At 63.6% G+C, this 20,139-nt stretch carries 17 protein-coding genes; 8 read left to right on the forward strand and 9 right to left on the reverse strand.

The genetic code is table 11. From position 1 onward, the window contains the following. Positions 1 to 2: 2 nt before the first annotated feature. Both KBB96_RS17295 and KBB96_RS17300 read right to left on the reverse strand, forming a co-directional pair. Positions 3 to 1,490 carry a DUF1501 domain-containing protein gene (locus tag KBB96_RS17295; RefSeq protein WP_211630746.1) on the reverse strand — a complete coding sequence of 496 codons (1,488 nt, stop codon included), beginning with the start codon at positions 1,488 to 1,490 and terminating at the stop codon, positions 3 to 5. Between the two features lie 22 nt (positions 1,491 to 1,512). Next, positions 1,513 to 4,395, reverse strand: coding sequence for a PSD1 and planctomycete cytochrome C domain-containing protein (locus tag KBB96_RS17300; protein ID WP_211630747.1), 2,883 nt, complete (start codon positions 4,393 to 4,395; stop codon positions 1,513 to 1,515). A gap of 107 nt (positions 4,396 to 4,502) precedes the next feature. On the opposite strand from KBB96_RS17300, the gene KBB96_RS17305 reads away from it, so the two are divergent. Next, a complete protein-coding gene (locus KBB96_RS17305) occupies positions 4,503 to 5,348 on the forward strand; it encodes an AraC family transcriptional regulator (RefSeq protein ID WP_211630748.1) in 846 nt (281 codons plus the stop codon). Position 5,349: 1 nt separating this feature from the next. Here KBB96_RS17305 and trmD read toward each other — a convergent pair whose 3' ends face one another. The 3 genes from trmD to KBB96_RS17320 form a co-directional block, all read right to left on the reverse strand. Next, positions 5,350 to 6,027: a tRNA (guanosine(37)-N1)-methyltransferase TrmD gene (trmD, locus tag KBB96_RS17310; protein ID WP_211630749.1), complete on the reverse strand. Its 678-nt coding sequence runs from the start codon at positions 6,025 to 6,027 to the stop codon at positions 5,350 to 5,352. A 76-nt stretch (positions 6,028 to 6,103) separates the two neighbouring features. Next, complete coding sequence (locus KBB96_RS17315; protein ID WP_211630750.1) at positions 6,104 to 7,309, reverse strand: TFIIB-type zinc ribbon-containing protein; 1,206 nt, start codon at positions 7,307 to 7,309, stop codon at positions 6,104 to 6,106. Then, positions 7,290 to 8,369: an SPFH and helix-turn-helix domain-containing protein gene (locus KBB96_RS17320; RefSeq protein WP_211630751.1), complete on the reverse strand. Its 1,080-nt coding sequence runs from the start codon at positions 8,367 to 8,369 to the stop codon at positions 7,290 to 7,292. The genes KBB96_RS17315 and KBB96_RS17320 overlap by 20 nt, the downstream gene beginning before the upstream one ends. 142 nt (positions 8,370 to 8,511) lie before the next feature. Between KBB96_RS17320 and KBB96_RS17325 the strand changes: the two genes are divergently transcribed. From KBB96_RS17325 to KBB96_RS17340, 4 genes are all read left to right on the forward strand, one after another. After that, entirely contained in the window at positions 8,512 to 8,769 is a 258-nt protein-coding gene (locus tag KBB96_RS17325; protein ID WP_211630752.1) for a type II toxin-antitoxin system Phd/YefM family antitoxin, read from the forward strand. Further along, positions 8,757 to 9,068, forward strand: a complete 312-nt coding sequence (locus KBB96_RS17330) for a type II toxin-antitoxin system RelE/ParE family toxin (protein WP_211630753.1) — start codon at positions 8,757 to 8,759, stop codon at positions 9,066 to 9,068. The genes KBB96_RS17325 and KBB96_RS17330 overlap by 13 nt, the downstream gene beginning before the upstream one ends. Before the next feature lie 234 nt (positions 9,069 to 9,302). Continuing rightward, complete coding sequence (locus KBB96_RS17335) at positions 9,303 to 10,991, forward strand: sulfatase-like hydrolase/transferase (protein ID WP_211630754.1); 1,689 nt, start codon at positions 9,303 to 9,305, stop codon at positions 10,989 to 10,991. A gap of 36 nt (positions 10,992 to 11,027) precedes the next feature. Further along, on the forward strand, positions 11,028 to 12,764 hold the full coding sequence (locus KBB96_RS17340) for a TIGR02597 family protein (RefSeq protein WP_211630755.1): 1,737 nt from the start codon (positions 11,028 to 11,030) through the stop codon (positions 12,762 to 12,764). A gap of 87 nt (positions 12,765 to 12,851) precedes the next feature. Here the strand turns inward: KBB96_RS17340 and prfB are convergent. After that, positions 12,852 to 13,992, reverse strand: a protein-coding gene (gene prfB, locus KBB96_RS17345; RefSeq protein WP_211630756.1) for a peptide chain release factor 2 whose coding sequence is annotated in 2 segments (ribosomal slippage) — positions 12,852 to 13,913 and positions 13,915 to 13,992 — 1,140 coding nt in all. Because the reading frame shifts where the segments join, the coding sequence is not laid out codon by codon here. Positions 13,993 to 14,111: 119 nt separating this feature from the next. Here prfB and KBB96_RS17350 point away from each other — a divergent pair. Then, positions 14,112 to 15,221 (forward strand): substrate-binding domain-containing protein, encoded by a 1,110-nt coding sequence (locus KBB96_RS17350; RefSeq protein WP_211630757.1) that lies wholly within the window; start codon positions 14,112 to 14,114, stop codon positions 15,219 to 15,221. Between the two features lie 5 nt (positions 15,222 to 15,226). Here KBB96_RS17350 and KBB96_RS17355 read toward each other — a convergent pair whose 3' ends face one another. Both KBB96_RS17355 and clcA read right to left on the reverse strand, forming a co-directional pair. Next, entirely contained in the window at positions 15,227 to 16,507 is a 1,281-nt protein-coding gene (locus tag KBB96_RS17355; RefSeq protein WP_211630758.1) for a voltage-gated chloride channel family protein, read from the reverse strand. A 39-nt stretch (positions 16,508 to 16,546) separates the two neighbouring features. Further along, complete coding sequence (gene clcA, locus KBB96_RS17360; protein ID WP_211630759.1) at positions 16,547 to 17,872, reverse strand: H(+)/Cl(-) exchange transporter ClcA; 1,326 nt, start codon at positions 17,870 to 17,872, stop codon at positions 16,547 to 16,549. Positions 17,873 to 17,985: 113 nt separating this feature from the next. On the opposite strand from clcA, the gene KBB96_RS17365 reads away from it, so the two are divergent. Further along, positions 17,986 to 18,537, forward strand: a complete 552-nt coding sequence (locus KBB96_RS17365) for a shikimate kinase (protein ID WP_211630760.1) — start codon at positions 17,986 to 17,988, stop codon at positions 18,535 to 18,537. Positions 18,538 to 18,736: 199 nt separating this feature from the next. Then, positions 18,737 to 19,759 carry a tRNA epoxyqueuosine(34) reductase QueG gene (gene queG, locus KBB96_RS17370; RefSeq protein WP_211630761.1) on the forward strand — a complete coding sequence of 341 codons (1,023 nt, stop codon included), beginning with the start codon at positions 18,737 to 18,739 and terminating at the stop codon, positions 19,757 to 19,759. 46 nt (positions 19,760 to 19,805) lie between these two features. Here the strand turns inward: queG and KBB96_RS17375 are convergent, their stop codons facing one another. After that, positions 19,806 to 20,018, reverse strand: coding sequence for an RNA-binding protein (locus KBB96_RS17375; RefSeq protein WP_211630762.1), 213 nt, complete (start codon positions 20,016 to 20,018; stop codon positions 19,806 to 19,808). Positions 20,019 to 20,139: the final 121 nt, after the last annotated feature.

A 20,139-nucleotide genomic window follows, 5' to 3' on the forward strand; every position in this document is an offset into this window, starting at 1 on the left:
GCTTACGCGATCAGATCCTTGATCACCTTCGTTCCCGGCTGGGTGATATTGGTGAAGCGCTGGTGTGCCCCTTGGAAGGGATACGTGAACTTCTCGTGATCGAAGCCGAGGAGCCTCAGCACGGTGGCGTGGAAATCGTGTACGCTCACCTTGTCCTTCATCACCTCGTAGCCGATCGGGTCGGTCTCGCCGTAAGAGAAGCCGCCCTTCGCGCCGCCGCCCGCCATCCACATCGTGAAGGCGCTCGGATGGTGGTCGCGGCCGACGAACGGCATCTCCACGCCGCCGCGGTTCTCGCGCATCGGCGTGCGGCCGAATTCGCCACCCCAGATCACCAGCGTCTCCTCCAGGAGACCTCGCTGCTTGAGATCCTTCAGCAGTGCCGCGATCGGCTTGTCGATGGAGTTGCACTTGTTGACGAAGCCCTTGCGCAAGTCCGTACCCGCATCGGTGCCGTGCGAGTCCCAGCCCCAGTCGAAGAGCTGGATGAAACGCACGCCGCGCTCGGCGAGGCGGCGCGCCAGCAGGCAGTTGTTCGCGAAGGATTCCTGGCCCGGCTTGGTGCCGTACATCTCGTGGATCGCCGCGGGCTCCTGCCTGATGTCGAAGGCATCGGACGCATGGATCTGCATCCGGTAGGCCATTTCGTATTGGGCGATGCGGGTGAGTGTTTCCGGATCGCCCACATCTTTCTCGATCTTGCTGTTGATGAGCGAAATCGCGTCCAGCGTGCGACGGCGCATCGAACCGGAGACACCGTCCGGATTCGCGAGGAACAGCACCGGATCGCCTTTCGAGCGGCACTGCACACCCTGGTAGATCGATGGCAGATAGCCCGATCCCCACACCGACTTGCCCGCGTCCGGGTTGTTGCCGCCGGAGGTCAGCACCATGAAGCCGGGCAGGTTCGCATTCTCCGAGCCGAGTCCGTATGTCGCCCATGCGCCCATCGAAGGCAGGCCGAGCCGCTGCTCGCCGGTATGCATCATCAGCTGCGCCGGTGCGTGGTTGAACTGCGTGGTGTACATCGATTTCACGATGCACAACTCATCGATCATCGTCTCGATGTTCGGCAGGCGGTCGGTGATCCACTGGCCGCTCTTGCCTGCCTGATGGAACGGGAAGACCGAGGACAGCATCTTCGGCACGCCTTGGATGAAAGCGAACTGCTTGCCGGCCAGGAATTCCTGCGGACAGTCCTTGCCATCCAGTTTCACCAGCTCCGGCTTGTAGTCGAAAAGCTCCAGCTGGCTCGGCGACCCGGCCATGTGCAGATAGATCACGCGCTTTGCCTTCGCCGCGAACATCGGCATGTCCGGTGCGAGCGGGTTCGTCGGATCCTTTGCCAGCACGCCGCCTTCGGAACTGCCCCATGAGCGGCCCTGGCTGGCCAGCCACATGGCGCCGAGCCCCACCCCGCAGCGGTTGAGGAAGTGCCGGCGCGTGGCATGCTGCACGCGGTCGTGTTCGTATTGTTGGAAGAGGTTCATGGCAATGAATCGGTGGCGGACTTCAGCGGGTCAGGGCGGAGTCCAGGTTGAACATGGTATTGGCGACGAGCACGAGGGCGGCTTCGTCAGGGGTCGGCGCGAGTTTCACCGAATCCGCGGCGTTCTTTTCGAGCTCGGTCTTCGCATCCGCGTGGAGCGCGGCCAGCGTTTGGAGGATGTCCTTTGAAGCCTCTTCATTGGTGAGGAGCTTGTAACCCGCCGTGAGCTGGGTATTGAGATCGCCACCGGCGGCAGCCATCCGTTTCGCGAACGATTGCGCCAGCTCCATGAAGGCCGGGTCGTTGAGGGTGACCAAGGCCTGGAGAGGAGTATTGGTCGGGATGCGGCGGGCGGTGCAAACATCGCGCGTGGGCGCATCGAAGGTGAGGAAGGCAGGGTACCCGCTGGTGCGCTTCTGATATGTATAGACGGCACGGCGATAGCGGTCCTCACCGGTGGAGGTCGCCCACTTTGCGCCGCTGTAAACGGAATTCCAGATACCATCCGGCTGCGGCGGGTAAACCGGCGGGCCGAATTGCTTCTTCGAAAGCAGCCCGGAAACGACGAGCGCCTGATCGCGCACCATCTCCGCGGTAAGACGCTGGCGGGGACCACGGGCGATGAAACGGTTGCGCGGATCCTTCGCCAGCAATGCCGGCGTGGCCTTGTCCGATTGACGGTAGGCAGCGGACAGGACGATCTCGCGAAGGAACGGTTTGATGTGCCACTTGTGATCCTTGGCAAGGCGCAGCGAGAGATGATCGAGCAGCGGTTGGTTGGTTGGCAGCAATCCGGAGGAACCGAAGTCCTCCAGCGTCTCGACGATGCCGATGCCGAAGAGCTCCGCCCACAGGCGGTTGGCCAGCACGCGGTCGGTCAGCGGGTTGCTGTCGCCCGTGATCCAGTTCGCCAGATCGAGTCGGCTCATGTTCGCGTTCTTCGCGGGCGGGCGCATGATCACCGGCAGACCGGCATTGACCGGAGTGGACTTGGTCATGCGGTTGCCGCGGTCGAAGACGCGGGTATCGCGGCGCGCGGCGGAGTCCCGCTCTTCCATCACCGGAATCATCGTGCCGGGGATGGCATTGTATTGTCCCTGGAGCTGCGCGTGCTTCTGCCACGCCTGGGCGCGCTCCGGAGACATCACGAAAGTGGAAAGGCGATCGTCCGGCGAAATGGAGAGCTTGAACTTCCGCATCACGCAGGGCTGCGTCTCATTGCAGGTCACACCGTGCTTGAGACGGATTTCGAATTTCGCCCCCGGGTCCACATTCTCCACCACCTCCGGCACGAAGAACGCATGCCGGGGACCCCGCAATGCCGGGTAATCCCCGAATCCGCCGCCGCTGCCACTCTGCACGGCGATGTTCGGCTCGAAGGGACCGGCGAGGAAATCGCTGACGACTTCCTTGAGCTTCATCGGCTGCTTCGTGCCATCGGGCAGGATGCGGTCGATTTCCAGCTTGGTCACCACCGCGCCGAGTTCGCTCCACTTCGCGGGGTCGTCGCTCACGGGCAGAATGTCCAATCGCAGGATGCCCAGCCGCACCGCGGGAGCGGTGACGGTGAAAACCGTGCTCGCTGGATTGGTGCCGGTCGCCACAAAGCTGCCGTCCGGCCGTTGCTCGATCTTGCCGCTGGCGGCGGAGGCTTTCACTGTCTCCGCCTTCACCGGAGTCCAGCCGCCGGCTTGTTTCGCCAAGCTGAGGGCCACGTCGTTGATGGCCTCACGATCCTTGCGGATTTCCTTTTCGAGGCGCACGGCCTCTCCCTGCTTCGCGGGATCCTTTGCCGCCTTGGTTTTGGGGAACTCGTTGTTGAGGTCGACGTCCTCCGTGTTGTCGAAGAACGCCATGAAACGGTAGTAGTCGTCGTGCGGGAATGGGTCGTAGGGATGGCCGTGACACTGCACGCAGGCGAAGGTCGTGCCCTGCCATACGGTCCACGTCGTGTTAATGCGGTCCATCACCGCGGCGACCCGGTACTCCTCGTCATCAGAGCCGCCTTCGGTATTGCACATCGTGTTGCGCTGAAAGGCAGAGGCGATGAGATCGCCCGGAGCGGGATTGGGCAGCAGGTCGCCCGCAAGCTGGCGCTTGGTGAACTCGTCGAAAGAAAGATCGGCGTTGAAGGCTTGGATCACCCAGTCACGGAACGGCCAGATCTCGCGGCCCGGGTCTTTTTCAAAGCCCATCGTGTCCGAATAGCGGGCCAGATCGAGCCACATCGTGGCCCAGCGTTCTCCGAACTGCGGTGAAGCCAGCAGGCGGTCCACCACCGCGGCCATCGCGCTTTCCTTGTCGGCAGCGGCGGCTTTTTCGAATGCGTCGAGTTCCTCCGGCGACGGCGGCAGGCCGATGAGGTCGAGCGTCACGCGGCGCAGCCATTCGGCGGATGTCGCCTCCTTGGAAGGTGCGAGTCCTTCCGCCTCCATCTTGGCGAGGATCAGGCGGTCGGCCTTGGTTTTCGCCCAGCCCGCTTGCTTCACCTGCGGATCGGCGGGTTCGGCGGCGGGGATGAATGACCAGTGGTCCTCCCACTTCGCGCCCTGGCGGACCCATTCAGTCAGCTTCGCGATCTCGTCCGCAGGCAGCTTCTCGCCGTGCTCGCCCTTCTTGGGCTTCGGCATGATCTCGTCGTTGTCGTCGCTGTTGATGCGATGGACCAGCTCGGACAACTCCGGCTTGCCGGGAACGATGGCCGGCTTGCCGGATTCGCCCTTGCCCAGCGCCTTCTCGCGATAGACCAGAGAAATGCCACCCCCTTCCTTGATGCCACCGTGACAGGTGATGCAACTGCGGATGAAAATCGGCCGGATGTCGCGGTTGAACGAGATTTCCTCCGCAGCCCGCATGGGCACGGTCATGGAGAGCGAGGTGAGCAATAGAGAGCGGACGATCTTCATCAACGTGACGATGATACGACGGGCCGTCCGGGAATTCTTCTGCGATCATTTGCACAATCCGGTTCCAAGTTGCACAATTTGGTGAAACTTGACGTAGATTGAGGGTCATGGCGCAGCATTCTTGGAAAGTTTGGCAACAGCAGCTCCGGTCTCCACTCGGCAATCTGGTGGAAATCGGGGAGGTGCGCCACTCGCGCAGCGGGATGCCCCGCTACCGGTATCTCGAACGCTACGCCCTGGTGGTCATCACACGTGGAGAGGGCACCTATGAGGACGAGCGCGGCTTCAGCCGCAGTCTTTGCGTCGGAGATTGGATCCTCGTGCTGCCGGAACTGGGACACAGCTACAAGCCGTGGGAGGTCGGCGGATGGGATGAAATCTATGTGATGTTCGATGGCCCCGTGTTCGATGCGTGGCGGGCCAACGGCTTGCTCGCACCGGAACATGTGACCGGCAGCCTGAGCAATCTGGAGCAGTGGGTCGCGGACTTTCACCGCGGCATTGTCGAGTCCTCCGCCAGTAATCTCGAAAAGATCTGCGTGTTCCAGAGCCTGCTCGCCCGGGCGCTGGACGGGACGATTGATCTCGCGATCGGGAAGGACGGCGGTCCTTCATGGTTCGGAGACGCCTGCCGGATGTTGGGGCAACCCGGTGCGGACGGCCGCGAGGTGGCCGCGGCCCTAGGCCTGAACTACGAGACTTTCCGTAGAAACTTCCAGAAGCATGCCGGCCAGTCACCCCACCGCTACCACCTGCGGCAGCTCGTCAACTCCGCCGCCCGCATGCTCGATACCACCGACCTGAAGGCCGCCGAGATCGCGCGCACGCTGGGCTTTTGTGACGAGGCGTATTTCTCGCGAACCTTCAAGAAACTCACCGGCCGCTCGCCGCGCACCTACCGCCAGACCCGCGGAGGCCCGCAGGAAGGCCTGCCACCGCTCCGGACCACCTGATTCAACCGGGTCCGAGCAGATCGGGGCGGTTCTGACGCGTCCGTTCCATGGCCTTTTCCCGCTTCCATTCGGCGATTTTGCCGTGATGTCCGGAATACAGGATGTCCGGTACTTTCATGCCGCGGAAATCAATGGGCTTCGTATAAGCGGGAGCCTCCAGGAGATTGGGATCGGAAAACGATTCCTCCTGGTGCGAGCGCTCGTCGCCCAGCGCGCCGGGCAGCAACCGCACGATCGCATCCGTGACCACCGCCGCGGCGATCGCGCCATTGGTCAACACGTAGTCACCGATGGAAAGCTCCAGATCGACGAGCTCCTCGATCACGCGGTGATCCACGCCTTCGTAGTGGCCGCAGAGCAGGATGAGATGCGTTTCTTCCGAGAGTTCGCGGGCGATGGCCTGCTTGAAGACCTTCCCCTGCGGCGTCATCAGGATCACCTTCGCTTCCGGCGTCCGGAGTTCCTCGATGGCGGCGAAGATCGGACCCGGCATCAGCAGCATGCCTTGGCCGCCACCCGCGAGGTAGTCATCCGTCTTGCGATGCTTGCCCGTGGCCCAATCGCGGAGGTTGTGCGCCACGATCTCCACGATTCCCGCCTCGCGGGCACGGCGGAGGATGCTCTCGCTCAGAGGAGCGAGCGCGATCTCGGGGAAGAGGGTGAGGATGTCGATGCGCAACGCGGCGAGAGTTGAGATTCAAGAATCCCGAATCCAGAAAGAAAGCGTGGGGGCAGCTTCCAAGGGTGTTTATGGTTCACCCTCTCGCCATCAGGATCAAGGCGATGACGCACAACACGATCAACACCACCAGCGCGACCTTCCAGGGACTGATCGGGAACTTCGCGGCGGTGGTGCCGGTGACGCCGTTGACCACGCCCTGCCAGGTCTTGCCGCGGTACTGGTAGGCCAGCAGCCATACCGGTGCGAGGATGTGCTTGAAGGTCTTGCCCGAGAATTCCGGGTAGATCTGGAGGTTCCGGTAGGTATCCCCCGGTACTTCCCCCGCACACATTTGCTGGAGCATCCCTTGCATCGTACCGAAGCCACGGCGTGCGGCCTCCGGCAGCGGGACCTGATACTGCTCCACCTGCCAGCCGGAGACATACATTGTCTCGTAGGGTACGAGATCCTTGGTGGGAAAGGGCTCGATTTTCCGCAGCAGGTCGCCATTGAGCCCGGCCGAGCCGGAGATCACCACGTCATCGAAGAACGTCGAGACATGGCCGCTGGCGGGTGTCCACCGTACGCGCCGTTCCTGGCGGGTGATGGTGCGACCCTCCGAATCCCGGTCCTGCACCGTGACATAGTAGTAGGTGCCGCTGTCCGCGGTCCACGGGCATTCGGCATTCGAGTCGAAGGTCCAGTAAGGGAGGTAAACACGGTTGATGCGGTCCACCAGATTGCGGCGCTTGAGGTCGCCCGGTGCGAACCACTTCGACGCGAGATAGTTCTTCAGCGAATGATACGCCTGCTCCTTCGAGATCTGCGCGGGCAGGACGGACTCCGGTTTGACCGGCGCGGAAATGTCGTTGTAGTCGAGCAGCTCGGGAGAGCCGCAGAAATCGCAATGCTGGGCGACCGTCTCGCCGCTGCGCACGAGCACGGCGTGGCAGTTGTTGCACTGCACGCGGCGGCTGGCGGTATCCACCCGGCCCGCGTCCTGGCCGAGCTCGGCGAGCGTTTGATCGAGATCATGTTCGACCACCGCGCCGAGATCCGGCGGCGGTCCGACGCGCTCGAATATATTCCCGCAATAGGGGCAGACGAGCTGCTTTTTGGCCGGATCCCACTCGCCTTTGCCACCGCATTCCGGGCAGGCATGGCGGTCGAGCGAACGCACTTCCGCCGCCGACCCCGACCGGCCTGGCAAGGGCGGCGGGATCGTTTTCTTCGGAACCTCGATGGGAGTGCCGGTGGCCGGCCCGTCCATCACCGGCGGGTCACTGGGCGAGGAAGGCATCGAGCGAGGCCCGCGTCACGCGGTAGCTGGAGCCGATCTTCTTGGCGGGCAGTTTGCCGGAGTTGATCTCTTCCATCACGTCCGCCTCGCTGACCCCGAGCATCTGGGCGATGGTTGGCGGATCGAGAAGATCCAAGGCTGGAGCCGGAGCGGCCGCGGCGATGGCGGGAGCTGCGCCCGGCAGGGGCGGCGGGGCGCCACCGCCGGTCATGCCGCTCTGCTGCATGAGCTCCTTCGCCACGGCGAAACCGACGGCCAGTTCGGACGCGGTGCCGGCGGCGCCACCGCCACCACCCGCGGCCATGCCCTGGCCCATCTGGTACTTCACGTAGTCGTTGAGATTGCCGATCGCGGACATGGCGGAGCGCTTGTCGATCGCCTCCTCCACCTCCGGTGGCACGGACACGTTCTCGACAATGAAGCTGCCGATCTCGATGCCGTACTTCGCGGACATGACCGGATTGATCAGCGGCAGCAGCGCGTCGCCGAGATCCATATAGCGCGTCGCCACGTCGAACACCGGCACATGGGCGCTGGCGAGTGCGTCCGAGAACACGCTGACGATGCGGGAGCGCATCGCATCCGCGAACTCATCGACGCGGAAATCCTGATCCGAACCGGCGACCTCCTTGAGGAAGGTCTGCACGTTCGTCACCTTGAAATCATAGGTTCCGTAAGCGCGGGCGCGGACGATGCCGAGATCCTGGTCGCGCAGCATGATCGGGTTCGCCGTGCCCCACTTGTTGCCGGTGAAAAGGCGGGTGTTGACGAAATAGACGTCCGCCTTGAACGGGCTCTGGAAGCCGTACTTCCACCCTTTGATGCGGGTCAGCACCGGGATGTTCTCGGTGGCCAGCGTGTGCTTGCCGGGGCCGAAAGTGTCGCCGAATTGGCCGAGGTAGAGGAACTGCGCGGTTTGGCTCTCGCGGACGATGAGCTGCGCGCCGTTCTTGATCGCCTTGTCATCGTCCGGAAAACGCCAAGCGATCGTGTCACGGCTGTCGTCCTGCCACTCGATGATTTCGAGCAGTTCGCCTTTGATAAAGTCCATCAATCCCATGGTCGTGGTGGTTCGAGTTCGCCTGACAGATTGGTGGTCCGACCGTCTCCATTCAATCGGAATCGTGTGAGGATTTTAGAACCGGGGAAGGTTCTGGAAACCTCCGCTTGCCGCCCATGAAGTGTCACTTTAGTATCACTTCATGAAGACTGAGCTGGCCACCACACTCAAACGTGAGACCAACCGGATTCTGACCGAGCTCGCGGACGCACGCGATCCGGTCCTCATCACCCAGCACGGTCTTCCGGCCGCTTATCTCGTGGACGTCGGGACATTCGAAGCCATCCAGCAAAAGCTGGAGGTTCTTGAGATCATCGCCCGGGGCGAAAAAGCGGTCGATGAGGGGCGTGTGGTCACTCACAAGGCTGCCGAACAACGGATGGCGCGATGGCTGAAGTGATCTGGACGGAGCCCGCCTTGGCGGATCTCGACGCCATTGCCGAATACATCGCCCTCGACAAGCTGGATGCCGCCCGGCGCTTCGTGAAACGCGTTTTCAAGCGTGTCGAGCAACTGGCTTCGTTTCCGGAAGCGGGCTCGTTCATTCCTGAAATGCGGCCCCTCAAAGTCCATCGTCAGGTGGTGGTCGCGCCTTGCCGGATTTTCTACCGTTTTGATACAAGTGCAGACATCGTCCGGATTGTTGGAGTGATGCGGGGTGAGCGGCTCTTTCGCCCGGAGAATCTGGACAGGGATTGAGTTGCGTTCCCAGAGGGCGGCTCAATCGCTAGGAGTATAAGGCATGGAGTCAAATGTGATAATCCTGCTAAACATGGTAATTTATTATTGACCGGTTAATTCCCACAAATTAATCGACATTCATCAGCGCGTCTTTGGGACCCGGCGAAGTGGACTTCGGAGCGCAGTCATCCGCAGGCAGGCGAAGCCTCCGTGGAACAGCCTGCCGATTGTCACCTCATCTGAATCCCAAACATGATCCCGACATCCTTGTCCGGGAACCCGCGCGTGGTTCCCCTGCTCCATCGTATTCATCTCCCCCGTGTCCGGCGCTGGGCTGGTGCGGCCCTCGGCCTGCTGCTGGCCACCAGCGCTCCGCAGGCCCAAGCCGCCCGGAACATCCTGTTCCTGATCGCCGATGACCTCGGCTTCGACAGTTCCTCGCTCACGGCCACGCCCGCCGCGAACGTCTCGCTGCCGCCCACACCGAACATCGATGCGCTGGGTGCCTCCGGCGTGACCTTCACCCACGCCTACGCCCGGCCGACCTGCTCCGCCACCCGTGCGACGCTGCTGACCGGCCGCCATGGCTTCCGCACCGGTGTTGGCGTGGCACTTTCCGGTGCGAAGCCGGGCCTCCGGGACGATGAGTACACCCTGCCCCGCGCCTTCGCGGCGAATGCCCCGGACTATGCCTTGGCGTCCTTCGGCAAATGGCACCTCGCCAATGGAGCGAACACGCCGCTCACCGTCGGCGGCTGGCCGTACTTCGCCGGGTTCAATGCGCCGGGCGTGGCCAGCTACACGAACTGGAGCAAGATCACCAACGGCGTGACCGCGACCTCCACCGTTTACTCGACCACCGATCAGGTGAACGAGGCGGTGGGCTTCATCAACACGCAGACGCAGCAGAACAAGCCGTGGCTGGCGTGGGTGGCGTTCAACGCGCCGCACTCGCCGTTTCACAAGCCGCCGGTGAACCTGCTCGCCGGGATCACCAAATACACCTCGCTGTCCGGCACCACCGCGCACATCAATGCGAACCAACGCCTCTACTTCGAAGCGATGATGGTGGCGCTGGATACGGAGATCGGACGCCTGCTGCAATCCGTGGACCGTTCCAACACCGACATCATCTTCGTGGGGGACAACGGCACCGAGAACGCGGTGATCCAGCCGCCGTTCAAGTATGCCGCGGAGAACCACGCGAAGTTCACCGTCTTCGAAGGCGGCGTACGCGTGCCGCTGGTGATCACCGGACCGGACGTGGCCTACATCGGGAAAAACGACAGCCTGGTGAGCACGGTGGACATCTGGGCCACCATCCAGGAACTCGCGGGCATTGATGTGGACGCCACCATTCCGGCGGGTGTCACCGTGGACTCGAAAAGCCTGGTGCCGCTCATCAAGGAAAACGTGATCCGTTCCGGCGATTTGTTCGACGAGCAGTTCAACCAGAGCGCCGCCGCCGATGGCCAGACCCTGCGCGACGAACGTTACAAGCTGATCCGCTTCGACAGCCAGGTGGAGCGTTTCTACGACCTGCAGAACGATCCGTACGAGAATACGAACCTGCTCGCCTCCACCCTCACGGCGGATGCGGCGGCGCACTACAAGTCGCTGAAGCGGAAGTTCCAGAACTATCTCGCGCTGCCGAATGCCGCGACCACCCGCGATCCCTTCCCGTTCCCGGTGAATGGCTCGAACAACGTGACGCCGGACAGCTTCTCGCTGGACTTCAGCTACAGCCAGCTCCGCACGAACGCGATCTACACGTTGTGGCGCACGCCGGATCTCGGCGATCCTCTGAAGTGGGAGCAGGTGGGTTCGCTGCCTGTCAGCGGTGTGGCGAGCGGTACGCTCGGCACGGTCAATGCCACGCTCACGGACCCGCAGGCGAATGGCGGCAGCTACTTCTATCAGGTGGTGCCGAGCCGCTGGTGAACCAAGCCACCCAACGATCCCCAACTTTTCTTTCCCATGAAACACCTTTTCGCATCCGCAGCCCTCGGGCTGCTTCTCCCCGCAGCCGCACACGCGGCCTCCGTGACCTTCAGCGCCGTTCCTACGGCGCGCACCGTAGTTGCCGCGGACGGCGTCACCGTCCTCTCCGGCGGCACGGTCTGGGTCGGCACCCTCTCCAGCACGTCCTTCACCTACAATCCGCTCACCAGCGTGAGCGACAATGTGAACAACATCATCGCCCAGGGCGGCTGGGAACGCTTCGGCTACGATACCGTGACCGGCGACCCCAATCCCGGCGCGTCCTCCAACCTCGCGATCCGCACCTCGCCACAGGGGCGCATCGGCGGAACGGCGACTGACAACAACTCCGGCACGACCGCCGCGGACTACTTCAACAACGCGACGATCTACCTGTGGGTGTTCAACGGCGCGACGCCGGAGACCTCCACCGAGTTCGGCATCTTCACCGCCACCAGCGCGGGCACGCCGTGGCTCTTCCCGGTGAATGCCGGCGGCGTGGGCGACACGGTCACGCTGAGCACCACCACCAGTGCCGCTCCGGTCATCACGGCGGTGGGTGGTGTCGGCTCCACGCCCGCGGGCCAGCTCCGTCTGGTATCCGCGGTGCCGGAACCGTCCGCTCCCCTGCTGCTCGGACTTGCCGCCGTGGGCCTGACCTTCATGAGACGCCGTGGCCGTGCCTTGGCCGCTGTCGCCGCGCTGGCCGGACCGCTGCACGCCACGGAGCTTTCCAACAATCCAGTGGGTTACCTCACCGTGACCTTGCCCGGCGGCAGCCAGCAATCGCCGCGCTTGTCGCTGATCTCTCCCACCCTCGTCCGGCCGCTGTCGTGGCAGGGCACCATCACCGCCGTGTCCGCGAACACCAGCGGACCTACGACGTTCTCTGTAGCTGGAAATCCGTGGACGGACGGTCAGTTCAACGGAGTCAATGGCAGCTATTATGCGGAGGTGGTGCCGCGCACCGGTTCCGGCGTGGTTTCCGACATCACGGGCACCACGGAAGGAGTTGCTCCGGATGGCAGTTCGCTGACCACCTTCGACAACCTCGCCGCGTTCGCATCCGTGGGCGACGAACTCCGCGTCCGCAAGCACGTCACGCTCGGCGGTTTCTTCGGCGAGACCAATGCCGCGGGCCTGCTGGCATCGGACGATCCCTCCACTGCGGATGAGGTGCTGGTCTATGACGGCGGAACCTTCACGTCCTACTTCTACTACACCGGCGACGAGGTTTTTGCCGCCGGCTGGTATGACACGAACTTCACCCTTGCACCCGGCGAAGCCGCCAAGGTGGTGATCGCACCGAACCAGGGCCTGGTGGTGAAACGCCGCGGCACTGCTCCGCTTTCGTTTCGCTACACCGGCGCGGCGAAAACCGGCGATACCCTGCTGCCGGTAGTGAATGGCAGCAACGTTCTCGGAACGGTTTCCAGTGCCAGTCTCACGCTCGGCACCAGTGGACTCCACACCGGGGATGCGAGCACCGGTGTGAACGGTGGCGAGGATCCCTCCGTGGCGGATGAAATCGTGCTCTACACCGCCAGCGGTCCGGTGAGTTACTTCTACTACACCGGTGCGCCGGACTTCCCGGCGGGCTGGTATGACTCGGCGTTCACGCTGGCACCGGGCGAAGCGGACAACATCCGGATCGAGCCGGGCAGTTCGTTCGTGCTGAAGCGTAAGAGCGGCGCGCCATTCAACTGGACGCAGCCCGCGCCGAAGGTGTTCTGAAATTCGAAACGGAAGCGGGCGGATGGTTCGACATCCTCGAACGATCCGCCCGCCACGTTCACAAGCAGGAATGCTTGTACTACTACGTTAATCGTCGTCGTTGCTGGCGCCCTTCACGCGGACCTTGCCGCGGAGCTTGGCCTCGATGAAGTTGTCGATGTCCCCGTCCATCACGTACTGGATGTTGCCGGTTTCCTCGCCGGTGCGGAGGTCGAGGACCTTCTGGTACGGCTGGAAGACATACGAGCGGATCTGGTTGCCCCAGGAAATGTCGCCCTTTTCGCCATAGGCGCGTTCGGACTCGGCCTTCTGCTTGTCCTCCTCGATCTGGTAGAGCTTCGATTTGAGGATCTCAAAGGCGAGCACGCGGTTCTGGCCCTGCGAGCGGGCGGCGGTCGAGCGGATCAGGATGCCGGTGGGAAGGTGGCGCAGCAACACGGCGGTTTCCACCTTGTTCACGTTCTGGCCGCCCTTGCCGCCGGATCGCGTGGTCGTGATCTCGACGTCCTTTTCGTTGATCTCGATCTTGATCTCCTTGGAGACTTCCGGGGTTGCGTCGATGGCGCAGAAGGAGGTGTGGCGCTTGCCGGCGGAGTCGAAGGGGGAGATGCGCACCAGGCGGTGTACACCGCGTTCGTTCTTCAGGTAGCCGTAGGCGTATTCGCCGGTGATCTTGATGGTCGCGCCGCGGAGGCCGGCCTCGTCACCGTCCTGCCAGTCGATCGTTTCCACGGTGAAGCCCTTCCGTTCCGCCCAGCGGGTGTACATGCGGTGGAGCATCTGGGCCCAGTCGCAGGCTTCTGTGCCGCCCGCACCTGCCTGGATCACCAGATAGCACGGGGAAATGTCGGCAGGCTGGTTGAGCAGCGTGAGCAGCTCGAAGGAGGCGAGGTCGGCGTCCAGCGCCTTGAACTCCGCGGTGGCCTCGGCGGCCATGTCGTTGTCGTCGTACTCCTTGGCCAGAGCCACGCCTTCCTCGATGTCGCCGATGCGCTTTTCGAGAGCCAGGAAGGCCCCGAGCTTCTTCTTCATCGTCGCGGCATTGGAGCTGACCTCCTTCGCCTTGTCGGCATCGTTCCAGAAGGCCGGAGATCCCATCGCTTCCTCAAGCGTGGCGATCTGTTGTTCAAGGGCCGGGACGTCAAAGATACCTCCTGAGCTTCGACAGGCGGCTCTTCAGGCCGTCGGTGTCGAGCGCCAGGAGGTCGGCGGTGTGGGCTTCGGACATGGGCGGGAAGAAGAACGGCGGAAACGCCCGGAAAGCAAGAGCCAATAGGAAAGGGGGGAAGCCCTGCCGCGCGGCTTTTGACAATTGCGCGCAACTGCCTACTTGCTTTCGGCAGGGTGATGGCCAAAGTGGGAAACGTGAGCGTGATCAAGCGAGTGGGTGCCGTGGAGGCCGCGGCAACAGCCCTCCGGGAGATGGTGGCGGCCGGGAAATGGGCCGACCGTCTGCCGGGCACCCGCGTGCTGGCCGGACAGCTCGGCGTTTCCCAGCCGACGGTGCAGCTCGCATTGCTTGAGTTGGCCAAGGACGGCGTGTTGGAATCCGCAGGCGAGCGGAAAGCCTACCGCGTCAAGAGCCGGGGTGCGAGCTTGTCCAAAGAGTCCGGGCCGAAGGGCAAACGCGTGATCCTGTTGACCCACCAAGCCATCGAGCGCACGGCGGAATCCGGGCGACAAGTCATGGAAATGCTGCACCGGATGCTGACTCCCGCCGGTTGGCAGGTGGACTACCGGATCGTCGATTTCCTGCATGCCCGCACGCCTCATCGCAGTTGGGACGACCTGATCGGGGCCGAACCCGGCGAGCAGGTGGTGGCCTTGTTCGGACGACCTGCCTTGGCCGAGTGGGCGGTGAAACGGGGAGTGAAGATCATTTTCCTGGGAGGCGTGACCGATGGCTTCGAGGTGCCCGTAGTCGCCGTGAGGTCGGCCAATCTTCTCGCCGAGGCTTACCGCAGGTTGATCGCCTTGGGCCACCGGCGGATCGTCACACAGCTCTGCGACCGTCCTCAAAGCTACATCGACTCGATGCGGGAAGCCGCCCGTATGGAGCTGGAAGCCGCGGGATTGCCCTACTCTCCGGCCTATCACACTCCGGACAGCGAGTACCTGCGGCCGGATGTTTCCTGGAGCATCATGGAGAGCCTGTTCAAACGCGAGCGGCCCACCGCACTGGTGCTGCTCGACTGGCGCGAGCTGGTCACGGCGATCTGTTTCCTCTCGAAGATCGGCCTGAAAGTCCCCGAGGACGTTTCCGTGGTGCTATTGAACGATCAGGCGAATGCCGAGTGGTTCCAGCCGCCATTGGCACGCTTCAAGTTCCCCATCGCCCGCATGGCACGGCGGCTCAAGGCATGGTTGGAGGGCAAGTGGGACCCGGATGGGCTGCGGGTGGGTGTCGCCGCGGAATGGGTGCCGGGGGAGAGCATCGCCCCGCCGCCGAAGGGGTGAAGAGTCTACTCCCACCACTTTCGCACGCCGATCTGTTGCGCCTTGTAGATCCCGGAGTGGCCGCTGCACGCGTAGGCCACGAAGCAGGCGATTGCCAGATAGACCGCATTCGAAGCCCCGAACAGCTCGATGCCCAGCAGCGTGCAGGCCAGCGGAGTATTCGCCGCCGCCGCGAAGATCGCCACGAACCCGAGCGCGGCGAAGAGATCCGTCGGCGCGCCCATCAAACCGGAAAGCGCGTTACCCAGTCCCGCACCGATGAAGAACAACGGCGTGACCTCGCCGCCCTTGAAGCCAGCTGATAGTGTGATGACGGTGAAGACCAGCTTCCAGAACCACGCCCACGCGAAGATCCGGCCATCGAAGAACGCGGACAACGTCGCATCGCCCGGATGCTCCGCCAGCACACCGAGGCCGAGGTATTCCCGCGTACCGAGCAGGTAGGCCAGCGCGATGACGATCCATGCGCCGATCACCGGCCGCCACAGCGGCTCCGGGCAGAAGCTTTTGTAGAGACGTTCCACCACATGGCAGGCCTTCGCGAACAGGCTGCCGCAGAAACCGAACAACACCGCCGCCACCAACACCTTCGTGAGCAGCACCGGATCGAAGGGTCCGCCCTGGCCGGGCACCGTGAGATGTTCCATGAACATCACGTGGTAGTGCGTGTGGGTCGCGCCCCAGGCGAGGCAGGTCCAGTTTCCGATCAAGGCGGCAGCGAGACAGGGGACCAGCGCCTCATACTGGACGCGCCCGACCACCAGCACCTCCAATGCGAACACCGCTCCGGCCAAAGGCGTGCCAAAGACCGCGCCGAAACCGGCCGACACACCTGCCATCAGCAGGATGCGTAGCGTGGGCTTGTCCAGGCGGAAGAGCTTCGCGAAGCCGCTGGCGATGCTGCCGCCCATTTGCACCGCGGTGCCTTCGCGACCCGCCGAGCCACCGCAGAGATGGGTCAGCACGGTCGCGCCGAGGATGAGCGGAGCCATTCGTTTTGGCACGCCGCCACCCCCGGGTTCGTGGACTTGTTCGAGGATGAGATTGTTTCCGCCGCCCGATGTGCCGCCGTGGTGCTTGTAGCACCATGCCATCGCCACCCCGGCTACCGGCAGCAGGAATAGCAGCCACGGATGGTCGAAGCGCAGCCGCGTCACCGCATCCAGGCTCCACAGGAAAAACGCACAGGCGGAGCCGACCGCCACCGCCATCGGCACAAGCCAAAGAAACCACCGCAGCGGCGGCAGGATGCGGCCGCGGAGGGTTTGGACAAGGAAGCGCGCCATGGGATGACGGGAAATTGCTAACAAGCTCGTGCCATGGCCTCAAGCCGCGTTCCGTTCCGCGCGCTGCCGGAGTTGGTCATAGATCGGCGCGCTGCCGAGCCACTCCGTCACGCCATAGGCCGCCAGGCACGAGGCCAGCAGCGGCAGCATGAAATCGTATTTTCCGGTCATCTCCACCATCAGCACGATACCCGTCAGCGGCGCGCGGACGATGGCGGTAAACAGCGCGCCCATGCCCAGCACGGCGAAGGATTCCGGGTTCGGCATCCATGCCGGAGACAGGTGCGCGATACCATGACCGAACAACAACCCGCCAAGCGCTCCCAGCACCAGCAACGGCGCGAAGATCCCACCCGCCGTGCCGCAACCGTAGCAGGTCATTGTCAGTACGAAGCGCGCGATCAGCAGCAGCGGCAGGATGCCCACGGCGATCTCACCCGCGATCGCCTGATCCGCCAGCGTGCCGCCCCCGCCGGAGAGATGCGGCATCGTCCAGCCCGCGATTCCCGCGACAAATCCGGCCACCGCGCCGCCGAGCCACTTCGAGCGGGTCAGCCGGTCGAAGCCATCGAGGCTGCCGAGCAGGCACTTGTTGAACACCACTCCGAGCAATCCGGCGAGCAGTCCCAGCAGCAGGGCGAGGGGTAGCTCGTTCACGCTCATCGCAGGCATCGCCTCCAGATGGAATACCGGCTTGTCCCCGACCAGCAGCCGCGAGACCACATCCGAGGATACGGACGCAAGAAATGCCGCCACGAACACCACCGGTGTGAAATTCCCCTGAAGCTCCTCCAGCACGAAGATCATGCCCGCCAGCGGGGAATTGAACGCCGCTGCCAATCCCGCTCCGGCTCCGGCGCTGATGAGTGCCTTGCGTTCGCCGCCACCCGCCTTCACCCGGAACCAATCCGCCACCATCAGGCCGGAGGCACCGCCCATCTGCACGGTCGGGCCTTCGCGTCCCAGCGTGAGGCCGCCACCGATCCCAATCACTCCGGCGATGAATTTCACCGGCAGCAGACGTTTCCAATGGAGCCGGGTCTTGCCCAGCAACACCGCCTGCAGATGCGGGATGCCGCTGCCCGCCGCCTCCGGGGCCAGACGCCGCACCATCCACAAACCCAGTCCGCCCGCGAGCGCGCCCAGGGACGTCCATGCGGCGAACGATGGCCAACCGTGCAGGCCGCCGAGCTGGTGATTCCGCAGGTCCTCCGCCCATGCCAATGCCAGCCGGAAGGCGGACGCCACCACGCCCGCGACCAATCCCACCACCAGCGCTTTCGGCAGGATGTGCCTGCGCCGCACCTCTTCCTCATTCAGGCCGCTGCCCACCTCGGTCGCCGCATTGCTCTCCGGAGTCGTCACCCGCGGAACCTGCCGGGGGCGATGGCCCGCCACAACCCGATCCGCCGTTGTTGTTTGTAACGCGGCGCATTTTACGGTTCGCCGTAACGTCAGGAGACGCTAGGGTGCCCGCCATGACGGAGGGGGTCAACGTCCCGAAAAGCATCGTGCTCATTGGCTTCATGGGCAGCGGGAAGACCACGGTCGGGCGCGAGCTGCACCAGCGGCTCGGCTATCCACTGGTGGACATGGACCACCTGATCGAGCAGCGCGCGGGCAAGCCGATCACCGCCATCTTCGCCGAGTCCGGTGAAGACGCCTTCCGCGACATGGAAACGGCCTTGCTCCAGGAGCTGTCCGCACCGGATGCGCCGCGTCGGATCATTTCCACCGGCGGTGGCGTGGTCGTGCGCCCGGAGAACCGTGAGCTGCTCCACCAGCTCGGCTACGTGGTCTGGTTGCATGCGCCGGTGGACACCATCCTCGAGCGCACCGGCCGGAACCGTGAGCGACCGTTGCTGCATACGGAGGATCCGCGTGCGAAGATTGAAGCACTGCTGGAACTGCGTCGGCCTTGGTATCAAGCCACCGCCCACCAGGCCGTGGACACCGAGGGTCTCGACTCCAGCGAGATCGCCACCGGCATTCTGGAAAGCGCCCGCTATTTTTTCACGGGGCATGTTTGAGAGGTGGCACAAGCATTTCTGCTTGTGAGGGTGCACGGTTCACCCGTTTCCCGGCTCCAAACGCCCTGGAAATCCGCATCGGCACCTTGGCAAATCCGGTCGGCTTCCGGACAAACCACTCCACCCGCTCACAAGCAGGAATGCTTGTGCTACTAACATTCGTGTTCATTCGCGTCCATTCGTGGTTCATCCTTCCTGCGTGGACGCTGTTGCGGTCAAAGCCATCGCCCGGGAACTGGGTTTCGACGACTGCCGGATCGCGGCGGCGAAGGAAGCCACGCACGCGCATGCCTTCCGCCAGTGGATCGGCGATGGCTGCCACGGTGACATGGCGTGGATGGAAAAGACGCCGCACCGCCGCTGCGACCCGCGCGAGGTGCTGCCCGGTTGCAAGGCGGTGATCTGCCTGGCCTTGAACTACTATCCCGGCCGTAGCCCGCGGCCGGATGGTGGAGATCCCGGCTACCGCATCGCCCGCTATTCGTGGAACGAGGATTACCACGATGTGATCCTGAAAAAGCTGAAGGCTTTCGATGCGGAGCTGGCGAAGCTCGGCGGCGTGCAACGCTACTATGTGGACACCGGCCCGGTGCTGGAGCGCGATTTTGCCACCGATTCCGGTCTTGGCTGGAACGGCAAGTCCACCCTCCAGATCCACCGCCGCCTCGGTACTTGGTTTTTCCTCGCCGAGCTGCTGACCACGCTCGACCTGTCCGCCGATGCCCCCTTCGGCGACCACTGCGGGAAATGCACCCGCTGCATCGATGCCTGCCCGACGCAGGCGATCACCGCGCCGCACCGCGTGGACGCGCGGCGCTGCATCTCCTATCTGACCATCGAGCACAAGGAAGCGATCCCGCTCGAGTTCCGCGAGGCCATCGGCGACCGCATCTACGGTTGCGATGCCTGCCTGGAGGCCTGCCCGTGGAACAAGTTCGCGGAGGTGTCACGCGAGGCGAAGTTCCTGGCACGCGAGACCGTTTTCACCCACCGCCTGCGCGATTTCCTGGAGCTGGATGACGAGGGCTTCCGCACGCTCTTCGCCAAGTCTCCGATCAAGCGGATCAAGCGCGCACGCTTCCTGCGGAATGTTTGCGTGGGGCTCGGCAATACCGGTGGAGCGGAGGACTTGCCCGCGCTCGAAAAAGCGGCGGCGGACGAGGACCCGTTGATCGCCGAGCATGCCGCGTGGGCGATCAGGAAGATCCGCGAGCGACAATGACTGGGAGCAAGGACATTGCCTCCGGCCATATCCCGACTCCCTGGGGTCAACCGTGGCTGTCGGCCGTGGCCTTGATGTCCGTCAGGGCGGCGATGAAGTCGCCGAGCAGCTCCGCCGGCACCATGATGGTGTCCCGGTTGCCGCCGACGTCTTCCGTGATTTTGACCACCATCCCGCGGGCGTTCTCCTTCAGATCGAGGAAGAACGTTTTCCGATCGGCCAGAATCTTCTCCGTGTGAAGTAGATCGCTTTGCACCATGCCTCCTTCTAGTTCCTTGCTACTGTGACAATCCCGGGAGCGCTTGGGATGTCAATGAAATTTGACCTGCTGGCGCCGCGATTCGAGTTGCTTCACCCCATGGTGTCCGGGATCATCGCCA

The organism is Luteolibacter ambystomatis (assembly GCF_018137965.1).
Lineage (GTDB): Bacteria > Verrucomicrobiota > Verrucomicrobiia > Verrucomicrobiales > Akkermansiaceae > Luteolibacter > Luteolibacter ambystomatis.

Excerpts from the sequence above, each read along its gene's own strand:
- KBB96_RS17295 (WP_211630746.1), bottom strand. The coding sequence starts at position 1,490 with ATGAACCTCTTCCAACAATACGAACACGACCGCGTGCAGCATGCCACG.
- KBB96_RS17300 (WP_211630747.1), bottom strand. The coding sequence starts at position 4,395 with ATGAAGATCGTCCGCTCTCTATTGCTCACCTCGCTCTCCATGACCGTG.
- KBB96_RS17305 (WP_211630748.1), top strand. The coding sequence starts at position 4,503 with ATGGCGCAGCATTCTTGGAAAGTTTGGCAACAGCAGCTCCGGTCTCCA.
- KBB96_RS17315 (WP_211630750.1), bottom strand. The coding sequence starts at position 7,309 with ATGCCTTCCTCGCCCAGTGACCCGCCGGTGATGGACGGGCCGGCCACC.
- KBB96_RS17320 (WP_211630751.1), bottom strand. The coding sequence starts at position 8,369 with ATGGGATTGATGGACTTTATCAAAGGCGAACTGCTCGAAATCATCGAG.
- KBB96_RS17325 (WP_211630752.1), top strand. The coding sequence starts at position 8,512 with ATGAAGACTGAGCTGGCCACCACACTCAAACGTGAGACCAACCGGATT.
- KBB96_RS17330 (WP_211630753.1), top strand. The coding sequence starts at position 8,757 with ATGGCTGAAGTGATCTGGACGGAGCCCGCCTTGGCGGATCTCGACGCC.
- KBB96_RS17335 (WP_211630754.1), top strand. The coding sequence starts at position 9,303 with ATGATCCCGACATCCTTGTCCGGGAACCCGCGCGTGGTTCCCCTGCTC.
- KBB96_RS17340 (WP_211630755.1), top strand. The coding sequence starts at position 11,028 with ATGAAACACCTTTTCGCATCCGCAGCCCTCGGGCTGCTTCTCCCCGCA.
- KBB96_RS17350 (WP_211630757.1), top strand. The coding sequence starts at position 14,112 with ATGGCCAAAGTGGGAAACGTGAGCGTGATCAAGCGAGTGGGTGCCGTG.
- KBB96_RS17355 (WP_211630758.1), bottom strand. The coding sequence starts at position 16,507 with ATGGCGCGCTTCCTTGTCCAAACCCTCCGCGGCCGCATCCTGCCGCCG.
- KBB96_RS17365 (WP_211630760.1), top strand. The coding sequence starts at position 17,986 with ATGACGGAGGGGGTCAACGTCCCGAAAAGCATCGTGCTCATTGGCTTC.
- KBB96_RS17375 (WP_211630762.1), bottom strand. The coding sequence starts at position 20,018 with ATGGTGCAAAGCGATCTACTTCACACGGAGAAGATTCTGGCCGATCGG.